Here is a 16,106-nt window from a genome sequence, read left to right as displayed (position 1 = left end):
AGCATGCACGCGTGGCTGCGGGTACGGAACGAGGCAGAGCACGGCTGACCTCGACTAACAGGCCACCGCCGCCCGTCGGCGGTGACCACGCTGAGGTTCGTGAGAGCCGGTCAGGCGTTCGTGCGAGATAGGTGGTCGGGGAGGTCGGTGAGCCGTTCGATGCGGAACACCGTCTCGTCTGCCGTCGGCGATGGTCCACCGGTGATGAAGTCGACGCCGCGATCCAGCCAGATGCCGGTGAGCCCGGCGAGGGCGGCCGCGTTCACGTCGCTTTCCAGCATGTCGCCCACGTTGACCGCCTGCGCGGGGTCCGTCCGCATCCACCGGCAGGCGGTGGCGTAGGCGACGGGCTTGGCCACACCGAGCTCGGTCGGGGTCAGGACGGCTTCGAAGTATTCCAGGAGGCCGAAGCGGGCCAGCTTGGCGCGCTGCTGCTCGGGGTCCCCGTTGGTGAGAACGGCCAGACGCGGTCCTCGGGGAAGCCGTCTCAGGTTCTCCAGGCAGGGCTGGACATCGGGATAGCACCGCCAACACTCCTCGAACACGGTGAGGTAGCGCTCGGCGATCCAGGCGTCCAGAAGGCCGGGACTTTCCGGAACCGGCTCGCCGAGCATCGGCAGGAAGGAACGGAGCCTGCGTCGGTGGTGCTCAGCGAAGGAGCACTGACCGGCCAGGTATTCCCGCATGTGGCGCCCCTCAAGCGTCCACCACAACGTCACCAGTTCCTCCGGCGGAGCTGTCGCGTTCGGCGCGGCCTGGACGATCTGGCCGATCGCTTCCCAGACCGCGCTTCGATGATCGACCAGGGTGCCGTCCAGATCGAAGAAGACCACATCCGCCATAGAATGATCATCTCGTGGCGCTTGTCCCTGACGCCAGAGGGGTCCCAGCACCTTGGCGCCCGGTCTGGCGGACCACGCCACCTGAAGTGCTCAATCCGCCAGCGCCTGCCCTGAGAGGGTGTCGGGATTAGACGATTTCCCGACAGGCCGCCGCCCCGGCTCCAAACAGCCCTAAAAACCAGACAACAGGGGATGAAAAACCGCTCCAGGCGACTGGTTTCGGGCTCATCTTGACGACAAGTAGGTTGCCGGGGACCGACAGCGCAAGAAGGACGACCAGGTGAAGGCTGCAGACCATGGCGGTGTGACGTACCTCCAGGTCGGTCGAGGTCAGCTCTGAGGGAAGATCTCGGTCTCGGGGCGCTGCATGTACTCCATCGCGGCGGTGAACACCGGGTCACCGAAGCGTCGCTCCATCTCCTCGGGCGTCACGTCCTCGATGCGGGTCTGGATCCACCACACATTGCCGAACGGGTCGCGCACCCGCCCGACCAGGTCGCCGAAGGCCAGGTGGGTGACCTCCGAGATGGAGACGCCTCCCGCCTCGACAGCCTTGCGGTGTACGGCGCGGGCGTCCTCGACGTACAGCCGGAGGAACGCGGGCGTCGCGGGCCAACTCGGGTCGCCGTCGAACAGCATCACGATCGCATCCCCGATGCGGACCTCCGCGTGCCCGATCACTCCGCGGGCGTCGATCACCCGGCCCAGTTCCTCAGCGCCGAACGCTTTCCGGATGTAGTCGATGACCGCGGCCGTGTCGCGGGAGATGATCCACGGTGTGACGGTCGTGTAGCCCTCGGGGATCGCCTTGACAGACATCTTGGGGTGCCTCCCTTGCGTGCCGGAATGTGCCGCCGACACTAGACCTCGTATAGGCCAGTTTCTGTCCTACACGGCACGGAGCGTCCGCTCGATGTGCTCGCGCGCGGCGCGCGTGAGTTCTCCGAACTCCACGCCTACGTGGTGATCAGCCTCACCACGGAGTCCGCACCGAGGAGGCACGCGCGCGCTGCGCTGGGATCACGTCGTCGCCTGGATACCGAGCCTCAAGACCTGGCATCCGGTGGGGTGTTCACGAAATGGGCGCGACCTGGCCGGACTGAACGCCTCAGAAGATCGCTTCCCGCACGAAGAATGATCGCTTCCCGGACGTCGCGGGTGAGTACTGATGACTGCGCAGAGGTGACGACGAGAAGTTGCAAACCAACCGACCGGTAGGTAGTCTCCAATCTCGACCAGCCGACCGACCGGTCGGTAGAGCGAGATGAGAGGACTGCCATGGATGTCACCGAAGTCAACGGGACCGTCGCCAACGGCTTCGAGGCGGTGAGGGACGTCTTTCGACGCAATCTCGCCCTGGGTGCCGACGTGGGCGCCGGGCTGGCCATCTACCAGAACGGAGAGCCGGTCGTAGACCTGTGGGGTGGCTACGCCGATCCCGACACCCATCGGCCGTGGGAGCGCGACACGATCGCCGCCCTGGCCTCGACCACCAAAACCTTCGCGGCGGGAGCATTACTGCTGCTGATCGAGCGTGGCCAGGTGGACCTGGACGCGCCGGTGGCACGCTACTGGCCGGAGTTCGCCCAGAACGGCAAGGGTGAGATCACCGTGCGGGTGCTACTCAGCCACCGCGCGGGGCTGCCGTCGATGGAGGCCAGGCCGGTTACGTGGGAAGACCTTAGGGACTGGACGCCGATCACCGACACCCTGGCCGCCGCGGCGCCCGAATGGCCGCCCGGGACCGCCCACGGCTACCACGGTGTGACGTTCGGCCATCTGACCGGTGAGATCGTCCGGCGGGTGTCCGGAACAAGCCTCAGCGAGTTCTTCGCCCGCCACATCGCCGCGCCACTCGGCGGCCTCGACTGCTACATCCGCGTACCCGACGCCGAGCTGCCCCGGATGGCCACCATGGTGGTCCCCGACGCCGAACAGATCATGCTGGGGATGGAGGTGCCCGAGCTGGCCGACATGGTCGAAGCGCTGAACGACCCGACCACGCTGACGTACCGTTCCATGTTCGGCAGCGTCACCATCGACTGGGACGCCACCAACGACCCCAAGACCTACCAGGTGGAGAGCCCGTCCATGGACGGCGTCGCCTCCGCCCCGTCGCTGGCGCGCTACTACGCCGCGCTGGCCGGCGAGGTGGACGGCGTGCGGCTCCTCAGCCCTCAGCTCGTGGACCAGGTGCGTCGATCCTACGGCGATGGCATCGACGAAATCCTGCGGGTGCGAACGTCGTGGGGGCTGGGGTTCGCGCTGCCCGGTGGTCCGATGTGGCCCGCGCCGGAACAGGCCACCGGGTTGTTCGGACACAGCGGCGCCAGCGGCTCGTTCGCCTTCGCCGACCCCCAACGTGGCCTGGCCTTCGCCTACGTCCCCAACCGCGGCTCCGAGCTGCTCGAAGGCGGCGACTTCCGGGTCCGCGGCCTGATCGAGGCGCTGTACGCAGGGAGGCTCTGACCATGCTGGAACCGCGTTTCTCCGCCGTTGCCGAGGCGTTCTCGCGGGTTGTCGGCAAGGGCGACGACCGTGGCGCGGCGCTGTGCGTCTACCACCGGGGTGTCCCCGTCGTGGACATCTGGGCGGGCACCGCCGATGTCAAGACACGGAGGCCGTGGAACGAGAACACGATCGCCCCGGTCACCGGTGCCACCAAAGGGCTGCTGGCCGTCGCAGTGCTGCTCTTGGTCCAGGACGGCACGCTCAGCCTGGACACACCCGTGGCGGAGTGCTGGCAGGAGTTCGCTGCCGAAGGCAAGCAGGACATCACCGTACGGTGGCTGCTGTCGCACCGAGCGGGAGTGCCCGCACTCGACAAGCCGATCTCGTCGCGCGGTCTGATCGCGGGAGACAGCCCCATCGAGGCGCTCGCCGCTCAAGCCCCGGCCTGGCGGCCCGGCACCGCACACGGCTACCACCCCAACACCGGCGCCTGGATCCTGCAGGAGGTCGTGCGCCGCGTCAGCGGGCACACCATCGGCGAAGTCCTGTCCAGGCGCGTCGCGGCCGCGATGGGCAAAGACGTGTTCGTCGGACTTGGCGAAGGCGGGGCCGGACGGCTGGCGCCCCTGATCTTTCCGATCATGGAACTGATGCGAGCACGGCCCAAGGAGCCGGAGTTCGCCGAGTTCAGCAAGGCGGTCTTCGCCTCCAGGACCCTGCTGGCCAGATCGCTCAACACACTGTCCATGTCGAGGACCGACCAGTTCAACGACCCCGCCTTCCTGGCCGTCGGAGAGCCGTCGATGAGCGGTGTGGCCAGCGCCTCTGCCCTTGCCTGGCTGTACGCCTCACTCATCGGCGAGGTCGACGGGCACCGGTTGATCGACCCCCGATTGCTGGACGCCGCCGTACACGAAGAATCCCAGGGCTGCGACCAGGTCATGCTCATGAACACCCGGTTCGGTCTAGGGTTCATGCTGCCGGGCGGGCCACTGTGGCCCGGTGATACCCGCACACAGTTCGGGCACGGTGGTACCAGCGGAGCCCTCGCCTTCGCCGACCCCGCGCATGATCTCGCGTTCGCGTACGTGCCCAACCGCATGTCCGGCTACATCGAAGGCGCGGATGCCAACGCCAGGCGGCTGGCGGCACTGGTGTACGGCGCTCTCCCGTAACTACCGATCCAGCACGCTGAGCTGTGGATAGGCTGTGATCAGCTGAGAACCGAGTACAGAGGACAGCAGTTGCCGCGTACCGAGCAGGGCGACACCCGAAGTCGCATCATTGAGACAGCACGGGAACTGTTCACCACGCAAACCTACCGGGCCGCCTCGATGCGCGACATCGCAGAGCGGGTAGGCATCACCAAGCCCTCCCTGTATCACCATTTCCGCAGCAAGAGTGAGATTTTGGCCAGCCTGGTGGGTCCCCCCATCGACCAGCTCGAGTCGACGGTCGACGCCGCGGCGACTCGCTCCACGCAGGCGGAGATCAGGCAGCACGTGCTCGGCGGTTGTCTCGACGTCATGCTGGCCCACCGCGAGACCATGGCCCTGCTCCTGCGCGACGCCTCTGTATACAGCGACGAGACGACCGATGTCATGTCGAGGATGGTGACCATCGTCAACCGGGCCATCGAGTTGCTCGCCGGGCCCGATCCTGACTGGCGCCGACGCATACGCGCGGCCCAGGCGTTCGCCGCGGCCACCGATCCCATCAGCCAACTCACAGACGTGCCGGTGGACGACCTACGTGCTGAACTCCTTCGCGGCGCGAGCGCGATCCTCGATCCCCAACCGATCGCCGAGCCTTAGACGGTGAGATAGTCGGTCCGCGTCCCAGACGCGCGCAACGCTGCCCGCCCGCACGGTCGTGGACTTTTCCGAACGATCTTAGTGTCAACATCGTGCCGAGCTGCCAGTTCACATCGCGGTCATGTACTTGATGTGAGCGCCGAGGTGTAAGTTCGTCAAGCTGACCTTGCCGTCACGAAACGTCCAGCCCTTTTCGAAACGATGCTGCCGGGATCGGATCAAGGTGATCGTGGGAGGCGATCGTCTTCTCGTCCCGCACGCAGCCGGTATGAACACACCGGGACCCCTGAATGTTTCCCCGGGACGACCGGTCCAGCAGGGGCGCTGGCCTGGGAAGACCTGGGCGAGCAGATCATTGCTGGTGCGTGAACGAGGGCCGTCGAAGCAGGCCCGGTGTGACGCCGGCCAGTACGCAGGCGGCCAGAATCGCGAAGCCGGTCAGTGCGGTGCGTGCGTCGGTGTGCTGGGTGGCCACGCCGAGTCCGAGCACTGGGATGGACATGCCGATGTAGGCGGCCAGGAACAGCGTGGCAAGTCCGCCGGCCCGATCGCGTCCGCCGGACGACAGCGCCGTTCCCGCGGCCAGGCTGACCTTCAACAGCACGCCCGCGCCGCCCCCGCACAACGCGCCGCCGAGCAGGAACGCGGCCAGATGGGACGTCCAGACGGCGAGGGTGCCCAGCGTCAGCCCGCACACCAGCAGGGCCAGGGAGACGGCGACCAGGCGCGGATGATCCAGCCGGGCCAGGAAGAGCTGGGCCGCCGCGCCCGCGGCCAGGACCGCCGATACCATCGCGCCTGAGAGCGCCGGTGACCGACCGTGGCCGAGGGCGGTCAGGAAGGCGGGCGCCATGCCCACGAAGAGGCCGAGCACCGCGAATGCCAGTAGGTTTCCCCACGCCGCCGACCAGAACGCGGCCCGGCCCGCGTCCGGCAGTGTCGGCCGCTGCGGGCGGTAGCGCCATCCGGGTGCCGCGGTCCTGGTCTCCGGGACCAGGCGCAGCCCCGCCAGAGCCAGCACCAGCAGCGCCCCGTAGACCACATACGGCAGCACGAGCGGCGCGGGCGCCCACTGGGCCAGTGTCCCGGCCATGAGCGACCCGGCGGCGAGCCCGCCGAAGTTGGCCGCGGTGCCGGCCTGGGCCGCCCGATCCGGGCCCGCGTGCGCATACAGGTCGGCCAGATAGGCGCTCGCCGTCGGGGTGAGCACCCCCACCGCCGCACCGGACAGAACCCGCGCGACGACCAGCCCCGCCACGCCCGGCCAGAGCAGGAACGCCGCGACGCTGAGCGCCTGTATCGCGATCGAGGCCAGCAGTACCGGCCGTCGCCCGAGGTGATCGGACACGTGGCCGGCCAGCAGGAGGCTGGCCAGCACGCCCGCCGCGTACGTGGCGTACACCAGCGTCACGGCCGAGATGTCGAACCCGTCGCGTTGCTGGTAGAGCGGGTACAGCGGCGTCGGCACGGTGTTGGCGGCCATCCCGACCGCGTAGCACCAGCCGACGGCTCCCACCGAAAGCGACATTCTGGACATGGCTCCCACTGTGGAGGCACGATTGATCTCTGTCCAACATGAAAACCTGATAAGGTAAGCGGAATCACAGATGGATCTTCGTAAGCTGGAGCACTTCGTCGCCGTCGCCGAGGAGCGCAACTTCACCCGCGCCGCCGCCCGCCTGCACATCGTGCAGTCCGGCATCTCCTCCTCCGTCAAAGCGCTGGAGCGCGAGCTCGGCGTGCCGCTGTTCGAGCGCACCACCCAGCACGTCGGCCTCACCCCCGCCGGCCGCGCCCTGCTTCCCCAGGCGCGCCGCATCCTCGCCGAGGTCCGCACCGCCCGCCAGGAGATCGCCCGCGTACGCGGCGGCTTGGCCGGCACGCTCAACCTCGGCATCCTGTACGGCTACTCGCCGACCGGCCTGGCCACCCACCTGGTGCGCTTTCGCGCCGCACACCCCCAGGTCGCCCTCCATCTGCGCGGCACGGGCGCGCACGATGGCACCGACCACGCCCAGCGGCTGCACGACGGCGACCTCGACCTCGCCTTCCTCCTGGTCACCGGCGTCACGCCCGGCCTCGTCCGCCATCCGATCGGCACCGAGACCGTGTTGCTGGCCTGCCATCCCGACCACCCGCTGGCCGCACACGACACCGTGGCGCTCACCGACCTCGCCACCGAGACCACGATCGACTTCCCGCCCACCTGGGGCGTGCGATCCGCGGTGGACGCGGCCTACGCCGCCGCCGGCGTCGGGCGGCAGGTCAGCTTCGAGATGAACGACATCTCCACCATCCTCGACCTGGTCCGGCACGGGCTGGGGGTCGCTTTCGTGCCCGGCTTCCTGACCCGCCACGCCGCCGGCCTCACCTTCTTGCGGGTACGCGAGCTGCCGGGCGAGTTCGAGGTCGCCCTGGCCGCCTCCGCCGCACGCCCGCTCAGCCCCGTGAGCCACGCCTTCCTCGACACGATCCTGAAGCCAGGCGGCTGATGTGCTCGCGTTGGTTGCCGATCTCGGTGTAGGCCGCCTTCAGTGCGTCCTCGGCGTTGAGCGCACGGTCCTTCCAGGGAACGGCCTGGTCGGCAGATCGTGGTCGGCTGCTGGCGGGCTTGGTCGGGCTGCTGGCCCTGTCGTCGGCGAGGAGCTGCTTGGCCTGGTGATTTTGATACAGGAAGGTGCGGGAGACCTCGGCTCGGCGCGCCTGAGCCTCCTCGCGGGTCAGCGGGGTGAGGTCGGTGGAGAGCAGTTGCCCGGGTTCGGCGGACCCGGGGCCGGTGACCCAGACGCGCTGGAGGACGTCGTCGATCTCTGACAGCGCGACGTGGGCGTAATGCTCAGCCATTCGCTCGGACAACTGGCCGAGGTATCGCTTGATGTGCGGGAGAGCTGCGCCGTTGGCCAGGAGTTTGGTGGCCAGCGTGTGTCGGGCCTGGTGGGCTACCAGCGCGCCGAGGTCGAGTTCGGCGATTGCCGACGCCTCTGGAGTTTAACCGGCCGGTCGCCGGGTCCGCCCGAGCGCCGAACACCTTCAACGTCTACTGCGAACACCCGGTGATCGACTGCCCGATCGCGTACACCGACACGCTCCCGGCCAGCACCTCCGCCAGGGCCAACCCGAGCACCGTCGGTAGCCCGTGCCGGATACCCCGCGCGTCCCGAGGATCAGGTACCTCCGACAGGGCCCTGAGCAGGCTTTCCTGCCCGTTACGACCGAGCAGGACAGGTCGTGTCTGGCTGTCCGGCTCGATCACCGGAGCCGTGCCCGCCCGTCAAATCCACTCTGGACATCAATACAGAGTCCCCGCCGCGCACTCACCGACTTTGCCGTGCCCGTGCCTGAACAACCCGCCCACGCTCACCAGCAACGACGCCATCCCGCTCACGCCGAAAGTCGCGCAGCAATCCCGCTGTTGGCCGGCCTGGCCGACGGAACAGCGACGACCAGCAGACCTGCGGACCTGGATCGCCGCCCAAGACCTGCGGCTGATCTGCCGGGCCCGCGACCGAGACGACGCCGAGCAGCGGCCGCACCGCTGGCTGGTGCACTGCCGACTCCGCCGTCCCCGAGCTGACCCGCCTGGCCCGCACCATGGATGCGTTGCGAGAAGCGCTTGTTGGCCCGTTTCGACACCGGCGGATTCAGCAACGGCCCGCGCCAGGCGATGAACTGCTGACCAAGAAGAAGCCACCAAATGGGCTCGATCTACTCGCTTGAACTACCTCCGATACGACCGGCGTTGAGTGCCCGTGCGTACGTCTCCCGATCCAGCAGAGGGAGCTCGCCAGTGGCGTCCGTGGTGGCGATATATTCAAGCATCCGCCGCTGAGCTTCCTTTGATTGATCCCTGACCAGGAACTCGGCGTGCTCAAGCTGCAAGCCCTGTTCGAGCGACAGAGAGCCGCCAAAGTATATGGATCGCTTGATTGCTCCGAGAGACTTCTTTGATCTCAGGCTCAGGTATTCTGCGCGCTCTATCGAACGCGCGAGCACCTTTTCCTGCGGCACCACTTCGTCGACTGCGCCGAGCGAGAGAGCCTCCGCTGGCGTAAATGGCCTGCCTTCGAGAACGGCAACCAACGCTTGCTGGGTACCAATCAGACGAGGCAGTCGTTGAGAGCCTCCACCACCCGGCGTAAGTGCGAGCAGGACTTCTGACAAGCCGAGGACGAAGTCCCCGTCTGCCATGATGCGCAGATCACATGCCCATGCCAATTCCGCGCCGACGGCAAATGCCGAACCATTGAGTGCCGCAATGAAGATGGTGCCGCTTGCATTCATCTTCAGGAAGGTCGCGTGGAAGCTGTCGAGCTCCAAGAGTGTCTTGAGCCGGGTCATCCCAGCGAGCGTTCTGACAATTGGCAATCTATTTATGAGTCTCGCCGTGCGCGCGACGAGCCCGGCGATGCGTGTATTGATGGGCGGGAATCCAGTGCCACCTTTTTGTAGCCAGCGAACATCAGAATGACTCAGGAAGCGATCAGGATGCGTGCCGGTGAAGACGACCGCGTGGATGTCCGGATCCCGGTCTGCGCGATCAACCAGTTCTTTCAATTGTTTGGAGATCGCGGCATCGAACAACGCATGCGGGCCTCCGTCGATACGGGCGACGAGTACCCCGGCGTGGCCTTCAACGGCAATGTGCCCTGCGGGCTGCGAGCTGCTTCGGGAACTTCGTGACGTGTCCATGTGATCCTCCGGCGAGTCGGCTGTGGTCGACGATTTCGGGCGCTCGCGCGGGTCACGCTCCCGCGTGAAAACGGCGACGCAGTCCGCCCAGGAACCGCCGTGAAGCGGACTCGTGGGCGCCCGGGTGAGGGCTGTACGCGATTCGCGGCGGCCCCGGCCGGTGTCAGAACATCGTGTTGTCGTTGGCGGCGGTCTCGGGTACGGCCTGTTCGGCGTTCCAGTGCTCGACGATCTTTCCGTCGCGTACCCGGAAGAGGTCGATGACCGCCCGGCCGCGGTCGCCGGGTGTGTCGATGTAGTGGCTGTGCACGGCGACCAGGTCACCCTGCGCGATGACCCGTTTCGGTGTCACGCTCAGCTGCGGGAACTGCTCGAAGTAGAAGCCCAGCCCGGCCTTCAGACCGGCCGCGCCGTCGGGGATGTTCGGGTTGTGCTCGTGGTACTCGGTGTCAACATAGGTGTCGATGGCGGCCAGGTCCTTGCGGACCAGCAACTCGTCGACGAACGCGGTGACCAGCTTCTTGTGGTACGCGGTGAACCACCGCTGCCCCGGCGCCTCGCTCCGCGGCTCGCTGAGCGTGGCGAACATGTCATTGCCGCTGGCGGTGGTGGCGGGCACTTCCTGCAGGACGTCCCAGTGCTCGGCGATCCTCCCGTCCTGGAAGCGGAAGAGGTCGAACACGGCCATACCCGGGGTGCCCGGCACGAGTACGTTGCGGGAGTGCAGCAGCACCAGGTTGCCGTCGGAGATGACCCGTCGAGGCTCGAAGGCGACCTGCGGGAACTGCTGCCGCGTCGTGGCGACGAAGTATTTGAGGGCGTCGGGGCCGTCGGGCGCCAGGGGGTTGTGCTGGATGTAGTCGGGCCGCAGGAGCCGGTCGACAATGGCCGTGTCGCCGCGGGTGAACAGGTCCTGCATGAGTTGCTGGGCAAGTTGCGCCTGGCCGCCGTCTCGTACGGTCAGCACGATCTTGCCGGTGGTGCGGCCGGTCTCGCCGAGCGCGTGCGCCTTCGCCGCCTCAGCGAGCGGGAACGTGGCCTCGATGTGCGCACGCAGCGTCCCGGTCTCGACGAGGGCGGCGATGGCCCGCATACCTCCGTGGTCGGCCTCGACCAGCAGCGACTCGTAGCGGATACCCCGCTCGGCGATCGCCGCCAGTTCGGCGGGGTCGATGGGTACCGGAAGGATCGAGACGAGGGTGCCACCCGGGCGCAGCACGGCCACGGAGCGGGCCCTGGCGGCGGAGTCGAGCGAGATCGGGTCGAGGACCACGTCGATGTCGCTGAGCACCTCGGCGAAATCGACGCTGTGGTAGTCGATCACCTCGTCGGCGCCCACCGACCGCAGGAAGTCGTGCTTGGCGGCGCTGGCGGTGCCGATCACGTACGCGCCGCGGGACTTGGCGATCTGCACAGCGAGGTGACCCACGCCGCCGGCCGCCGCATGAATCAGGACCCGCTGCCCGGCCCGGACGCCGGCGGTGTCGACCAGCGCCTGGTAGGCGGTGAGCGCGGCCAGCGGCAGCGCACCGGCCTGGACGTGGTCGATACCGGCGGGCTTGTGCGTGAAGACGCGGGCCGGTGCGGTCACGTACTCGGCGTGCGCACCCACCCCGCCCGGATAGGGCAGCATTCCGAAGACTTCGTCGCCGGGCTTGAACAGGGTGACGCCCATGCCGACGGCCTCGACGACGCCGGAGACGTCCCAGCCGAGTACCAGCGGCATCTGGGCGACGGTCATGGACTGGGCCCGGTTCCACCAGTCGGTCGGGTTGACCCCGGCCGCGTGGACGGCTACAAGGATTTCACTCACCCCTGGCGCCGGTTTGGGTAGCAGGGTCTCCTGCAGCACGTCGGGGGTTCCGTAGGTGTCCTGGCTGATGGCTCGCATGGTCTCGGTGTTCGTCATGGGTCCAGCCTGTCCGCCGTCACGGCCCGCTACAATGGCATGGTCGCCAACTTTCGACGGGATCCTGCCATGGCACAGGTGCACCGCGTCGTCGTTCTCGCCCCGAACGGCGTGTACCCCTTCGATCTGGGCATCCCCAGGCGGGTCTTCGGCACCGCCGACGGCCGCTACGAAGTCCTGACCTGCACCGCCGACGGCCGCCCGGTCCGCACCAACGCGGACTTCTCGATCACCGTCGACCACGGCCCGGAGGTTTTGCGTACCGCCGACACCGTCATCATCCCGCCCTTCGGCACCACCGACTTCAGCCGTCAAACGCCGGTCGACGTGGCGCAAGCCCTCGCGTTCGTGTCCCCCGGCACCCGGATCGTGTCGATCTGCACCGGTGCCTTTGTGCTAGCCGCGGCGGGGCTGCTCGACGGACGGCGGGCCACCACGCACTGGGCCGCCACGGAGGTCTTCCGTCAGTGGTATCCGCAGGTGGAACTGGACCCGAACGTGCTGTTCGTCGACGAGGGCGACGTGCTGACCTCGGCCGGCGCCGCCTCCGGCATCGACGTCTGCCTGCACCTGGTGCGCAAGGACCACGGCAGCGAGATCGCCAACCATGTGGCCCGCATGTGCGTCGTCCCCCCGTGGCGCGACGGGGGCCAAGCGCAGTACATCGAGCGCCCGGTCCCCGACACCGTGGCGAACGACACGTCCGCCACCCGCCAATGGGCGCTGCAGAACCTGGACAAGCCGCTGACCCTAAGCGACCTTGCCGAGCAGTCAAACATGAGCCTGCGCACCTTCGCCCGCCGCTTCAACGAGGAAGTCGGCATGAGCCCAGGACGCTGGCTCATCCAGCAACGCGTCGACCGGGCCCGGCACCTGCTGGAATCCACCGACCTCGCGGTCGACGAGATCGCCGGCCAGGTCGGCTTCGCCGGCGGCACCTCGCTGCGCGAACACCTGCACGCCGCCATCGGCGTCTCGCCACTCGCCTACCGACGCACCTTCCGAGGCGTGCCGGCCCAAAACCACTGACCGAACGTCACCCCATGAAATTATGTACGTCATACCAGTGGGGTGCCCCCCAGATTAGGCCCTCGGCGGCACCCGAGGTTGCGCGAGCACCCCTCCAGGATCTAACTGACAGTGTCTCACGCACTCCGGAGAGTAACCCGGATGGGATGTCTTGGGGAGAGGCGTCGAGCCTGGATTTCGCCTGCCCTGCTGGCGGCAGGGACGGGGCGGGAAGGATCGGCGATGCCCTCACCAGGGGTGTTCGCGAATGGGCCTGACCTGGCGAGTGCTGGAGCTCTGAAGATCGCTTCCCGGACTCTGATTGATCGTTTCCCAGGGTTGCGCCATGTCGTCCGAGACCGGGCTGAGCGAGCCGACCGTATCGACCACGACCTGGACCTGGCGCGGTCATCGGCGCCCTGCACGCGGCCCAACTCCACCGACGGTTTCGGCAGCGGCCTGGCCGACGCCATCTTCGACATGCTGCTCGGTCTGACCGGCACAATCCCGGGCGGCCTATTCTCGTCCCGCTTCACCACCTGGCCCAGCCACGGAGAACGCGGCTCTTGCGCAGGGATCCCGGAAGAGGAGGGCCAGGCTGGCCAGGTGGAGGAGGAGAAGGGTGAGGCCGGTGGTCGATACCGCGGGCACGTGCCACCAGGGTGTGATGATTCCCGTGCCCACGTAATTGTGGAAGTAACTTGTGTCGCTGTAATGCAGGGCAGAGTCCAGCAGACCGCCCGCGTAGGGAATTCCGATGAGACCGGCGAGCAAACCGGCCGCCAGCCGTTCCCGGGCGTGGTGCCGCCAAAGGATCAGGCCCGCCACCACGACAGGGGCCGCGGTGATCCCGAAAAACGCGACGTGGACCTCCATGTCGAGGAGGAAGGAACTGGGGAGGAAGTCGGGTTCGCCGCGTTCGATGGCCAGACCGACCACGGCGCCGGGATAGTTCGCCACGGCGTAGACCAGTAACAACGCGGGGGTGAGCAGCATCAGCAAGGCCGCCTGGCGGGGTGGGCTCATCCACAGGGGTGGGGAGCCCGCCCCGGCGGGCCACTTCTGGTGAGCGGTCCACCATTCCACTCCGTGCCTACCGGTCAGCAGAATGAGACCCCATACCTGTGCGACCGCACCGGCCAGGACCAGGAGCCCGCGGAGCGGGGCGTACCAACCGGGCAGCTCCAGTTCGACGAGGTGACTTTCTTGTCCGCCGTCGGACACGGGCAGGAGTCCCGACGGCTCCATGACGAATACCTGCCAGAGCATGGCCACATAGACAGCGGTCAGCCCGGCGGCAGCCGCGAACAGAAAGGTGGGCCGGCGCGTGCCACACCGCACCTGCCACGCCAGCACCCCGAACACGACGGTGGCCACCGCAGTGAATATGCCGAGGCCGAGCAATTGGTCGCGGAACTCCTTATCGGATTGGCTCGCCGCAGAACGCCACATCGCCGCCGAAATATCCTGCGGATTCTCGTAGTACGGCAAACGGAGCGAGCTCTGCGCCTGGGCAAGCAACGTGATCAGCACCAGCGCGATCCCGGCCGGAGCCGGGGAAAGCAGCAAGGCGGTCGCTTTCCTGATTTTTCCTGGGACGGCCTCCATGCGATCTTCGACGCGCCTGAACTCCGCGACGTTCCCAGGATCCCCTGCTCTGGCCGCCCGCTCTCACCGTCGCCAACGAGCTCATCCTCTGAACGCCTGTGACCAGGTCAAACTCGTACACCACTCCCGCGGACGCAACCGGATGGTCCGGTGTCGGCTCCTCAGCAGGTGCCGTCGTCCCGGTCGGCCCCGCGCCCGCGGGGATGGTCCGCGTGACCTGGAGGAGGTGCTGTTCCCGCGCCTGTCGGCCCGGCGCCCGCCGGGATGGTCCCAGCGTGCTCACCTTCAGCCCGGTCAGCGGCTAATTGTCGCCGCAGAATAGCTCCTCCTGCCACGACGTCGAAGGGTCTCGTGCTGTTCGTGGTGCTGGTCGCCGTGATCCGCATCGAGGACCGCCGGCACGCCCCGGCCGGAACCCTGAGTCGCCGCCTGCTGGGCACCTACGCCCACCACTGCCCGCCCGCCACGCTGGGACTGCCCAAGCTGGTGGCTCAGACCCTCCGGCAGCACCACGTAGGCCAAGCCGCACAGAAGCTCAAGGCAGGCGAGGCATGGCAAGATCACAACCTGGTGTTCTGCACGAGCGTCGGCACCCAACTGGACGCATCCAACGTCCGACGGGCATTCCGCAAGATCACCAAGGAAGCGGGGATCGGAACCGCCTGGAGTCCCCGCGAACTGCGTCACTCGTTCGTCTCCATCATGAGTGACCAAGGCGTACCCATCGAGACCATCGCCGATCTCGTCGGGCACGCAGGCACCAGCGTCACCGAAGCGGTGTACCGCCACCAGCTCAGGCCGGTGATCACCAAGGTGCCCACACGATGAACACCATCTTCGGCGACAGCCGACACGGGTAGAGAGTCCGAGTGAGATGGCTCCCCGATTGGCTCCCATCGACTTCCAGACATGAGAAAAGGGCCTCCGGATTACTCCGAAGACCCTTCTCACCTGCATCTTCCTGGTGGAGATGAGGGGATTCGAACCCCTGACCCCTTCGATGCGAACGAAGTGCGCTACCGGACTGCGCTACATCCCCAAGGACTCGATTAGATTAGCAAACTCCTGAGGGTCCTCGCGCCACCGTTCAGTCGCCCACCGCTCGTTTGGGCGGTTCCGCGTACTGATCGAACAGGACATCGGCGTGCTGCGCGAGCTCGATCACCTCGGCTCGCGCCTCGTCGGCGGCCCGGCGAGCCCGCTCCCGTGCCCGCCGCAGCCGCTCAGCGCGCGCCTGGCGGGCTCGTTCGCGGCGTTCCCTGTCCACCTGTACGGCGATGCGGAGAAACGCCATGTAGGCCAGCATGATGACGACGGAGGGCGCCACCCCCCACCATGGGATCATCTTGACGGCGGCCGTGACGATGGAGGCCAGCACCAGCAGGGCTGTGAAGAACAGCAGGCGGCGCCGGCGGGCCACGATGATGGCGCGGCGCCGCAGGCGGAACTGACGGACGTCGACCTTCTCGAACTCCGCCGACGCGGGGCCGTCCTCCTCGTCGCCGTCCGAAGGGGCCAGGCTGTCGAGGTCGGGGAGTTGGTGTTCGCCGGTGTAGTGCTCTTCGAGCTCGGCCAGCTCGGCGAGGTTGGACTTGTCCCTGCGCAGCCACATCGGGATCAGGACGCAAAGCCACATCACGACGATGGCGAGGTAGAGGAGGACGCCGCTCACGACCACCTCCGGGCAGCACGAAGACGCGTGTGGGTTCGTTGCGTCTTCAATCTGCTCACGTCACGCACCGTAAGACCGCATGTCACTGATTGACGAGCATTCGGTGCGGTGTG

Annotated in this window: 14 protein-coding genes, 1 tRNA gene and 2 pseudogenes; 6 read left to right on the top strand and 11 right to left on the bottom strand. The window is 67.3% G+C overall.

Features of this window, described 5'->3' with window-relative positions:
* Positions 1–110 precede the first annotated feature (110 nt).
* Entirely contained in the window at positions 111–842 is a 732-nt protein-coding gene (locus tag ACTMTI_RS20980; protein ID WP_441122130.1) for an HAD family hydrolase, read from the bottom strand.
* 330 nt (positions 843–1,172) lie between these two features.
* Positions 1,173–1,661, bottom strand: coding sequence for a VOC family protein (locus ACTMTI_RS20975; RefSeq protein WP_441122129.1), 489 nt, complete (start codon positions 1,659–1,661; stop codon positions 1,173–1,175).
* A 459-nt stretch (positions 1,662–2,120) separates the two neighbouring features.
* Here ACTMTI_RS20975 and ACTMTI_RS20970 point away from each other — a divergent pair, with 459 nt between their 5' ends.
* The 3 genes from ACTMTI_RS20970 (at position 2,121) to ACTMTI_RS20960 (ending at position 5,107) form a co-directional block, all read left to right on the top strand.
* Positions 2,121–3,311 carry a serine hydrolase domain-containing protein gene (locus ACTMTI_RS20970; protein WP_441122128.1) on the top strand — a complete coding sequence of 397 codons (1,191 nt, stop codon included), beginning with the start codon at positions 2,121–2,123 and terminating at the stop codon, positions 3,309–3,311.
* A 2-nt stretch (positions 3,312–3,313) separates the two neighbouring features.
* Positions 3,314–4,468: a serine hydrolase domain-containing protein gene (locus ACTMTI_RS20965; protein WP_441122127.1), complete on the top strand. Its 1,155-nt coding sequence runs from the start codon at positions 3,314–3,316 to the stop codon at positions 4,466–4,468.
* Positions 4,469–4,537: 69 nt separating this feature from the next.
* Positions 4,538–5,107, top strand: a complete 570-nt coding sequence (locus tag ACTMTI_RS20960) for a TetR/AcrR family transcriptional regulator (RefSeq protein ID WP_441122126.1) — start codon at positions 4,538–4,540, stop codon at positions 5,105–5,107.
* 352 nt (positions 5,108–5,459) lie between these two features.
* On the opposite strand, the gene ACTMTI_RS20955 is transcribed toward ACTMTI_RS20960, so the two are convergent.
* Positions 5,460–6,644: an MFS transporter gene (locus ACTMTI_RS20955; RefSeq protein ID WP_441122125.1), complete on the bottom strand. Its 1,185-nt coding sequence runs from the start codon at positions 6,642–6,644 to the stop codon at positions 5,460–5,462.
* Between the two features lie 70 nt (positions 6,645–6,714).
* Between ACTMTI_RS20955 and ACTMTI_RS20950 the strand changes: the two genes are divergently transcribed.
* The gene (locus ACTMTI_RS20950; RefSeq protein ID WP_441122124.1) at positions 6,715–7,599 is read left to right on the top strand and encodes a LysR family transcriptional regulator; all 885 of its coding nucleotides are present in this window, start codon (positions 6,715–6,717) and stop codon (positions 7,597–7,599) included.
* On the opposite strand, the gene ACTMTI_RS20945 is transcribed toward ACTMTI_RS20950, so the two are convergent.
* From ACTMTI_RS20945 to ACTMTI_RS20925, 5 genes and pseudogenes are all read right to left on the bottom strand, one after another.
* A complete protein-coding gene (locus tag ACTMTI_RS20945) occupies positions 7,547–8,053 on the bottom strand; it encodes a hypothetical protein (RefSeq protein WP_441122470.1) in 507 nt (168 codons plus the stop codon). The genes ACTMTI_RS20950 and ACTMTI_RS20945 overlap by 53 nt on opposite strands.
* A 91-nt stretch (positions 8,054–8,144) precedes the next feature.
* Positions 8,145–8,360, bottom strand: coding sequence for a transposase family protein (locus ACTMTI_RS20940; protein ID WP_441122123.1), 216 nt, complete (start codon positions 8,358–8,360; stop codon positions 8,145–8,147).
* Between the two features lie 452 nt (positions 8,361–8,812).
* The gene (locus tag ACTMTI_RS20935) at positions 8,813–9,796 is read right to left on the bottom strand and encodes an enoyl-CoA hydratase/isomerase family protein (protein ID WP_441122122.1); all 984 of its coding nucleotides are present in this window, start codon (positions 9,794–9,796) and stop codon (positions 8,813–8,815) included.
* 163 nt (positions 9,797–9,959) lie between these two features.
* Positions 9,960–10,718 (bottom strand): annotated as a pseudogene (locus tag ACTMTI_RS20930) (nuclear transport factor 2 family protein); the annotation flags it as partial.
* A 27-nt stretch (positions 10,719–10,745) separates the two neighbouring features.
* A pseudogene (locus ACTMTI_RS20925) lies at positions 10,746–11,687 on the bottom strand (NADP-dependent oxidoreductase); the annotation flags it as partial.
* Positions 11,688–11,774: 87 nt separating this feature from the next.
* Here ACTMTI_RS20925 and ACTMTI_RS20920 point away from each other — a divergent pair.
* Positions 11,775–12,734 carry a GlxA family transcriptional regulator gene (locus tag ACTMTI_RS20920; protein WP_441122121.1) on the top strand — a complete coding sequence of 320 codons (960 nt, stop codon included), beginning with the start codon at positions 11,775–11,777 and terminating at the stop codon, positions 12,732–12,734.
* Between the two features lie 495 nt (positions 12,735–13,229).
* On the opposite strand, the gene ACTMTI_RS20915 is transcribed toward ACTMTI_RS20920, so the two are convergent.
* Positions 13,230–14,321, bottom strand: coding sequence for a hypothetical protein (locus ACTMTI_RS20915; RefSeq protein WP_441122120.1), 1,092 nt, complete (start codon positions 14,319–14,321; stop codon positions 13,230–13,232).
* 360 nt (positions 14,322–14,681) lie between these two features.
* Between ACTMTI_RS20915 and ACTMTI_RS20910 the strand changes: the two genes are divergently transcribed.
* Entirely contained in the window at positions 14,682–15,149 is a 468-nt protein-coding gene (locus ACTMTI_RS20910; protein ID WP_441122119.1) for a tyrosine-type recombinase/integrase, read from the top strand.
* A gap of 134 nt (positions 15,150–15,283) precedes the next feature.
* Here ACTMTI_RS20910 and ACTMTI_RS20905 read toward each other — a convergent pair.
* Together ACTMTI_RS20905 and sepX are read right to left on the bottom strand one after the other, a co-directional pair.
* Positions 15,284–15,360: transfer RNA gene (locus ACTMTI_RS20905), tRNA-Ala, on the bottom strand.
* 48 nt (positions 15,361–15,408) lie between these two features.
* Positions 15,409–15,993, bottom strand: a complete 585-nt coding sequence (gene sepX / locus ACTMTI_RS20900; protein ID WP_441122118.1) for a divisome protein SepX/GlpR — start codon at positions 15,991–15,993, stop codon at positions 15,409–15,411.
* Between the last annotated feature and the right edge of the window lie 113 nt (positions 15,994–16,106).

This window comes from Nonomuraea sp. H19 (assembly GCF_052068215.1).
Classification (GTDB): Bacteria; Actinomycetota; Actinomycetes; order Streptosporangiales; family Streptosporangiaceae; genus Nonomuraea.
This window is presented reverse-complemented; position numbering and strand designations above follow the sequence as displayed.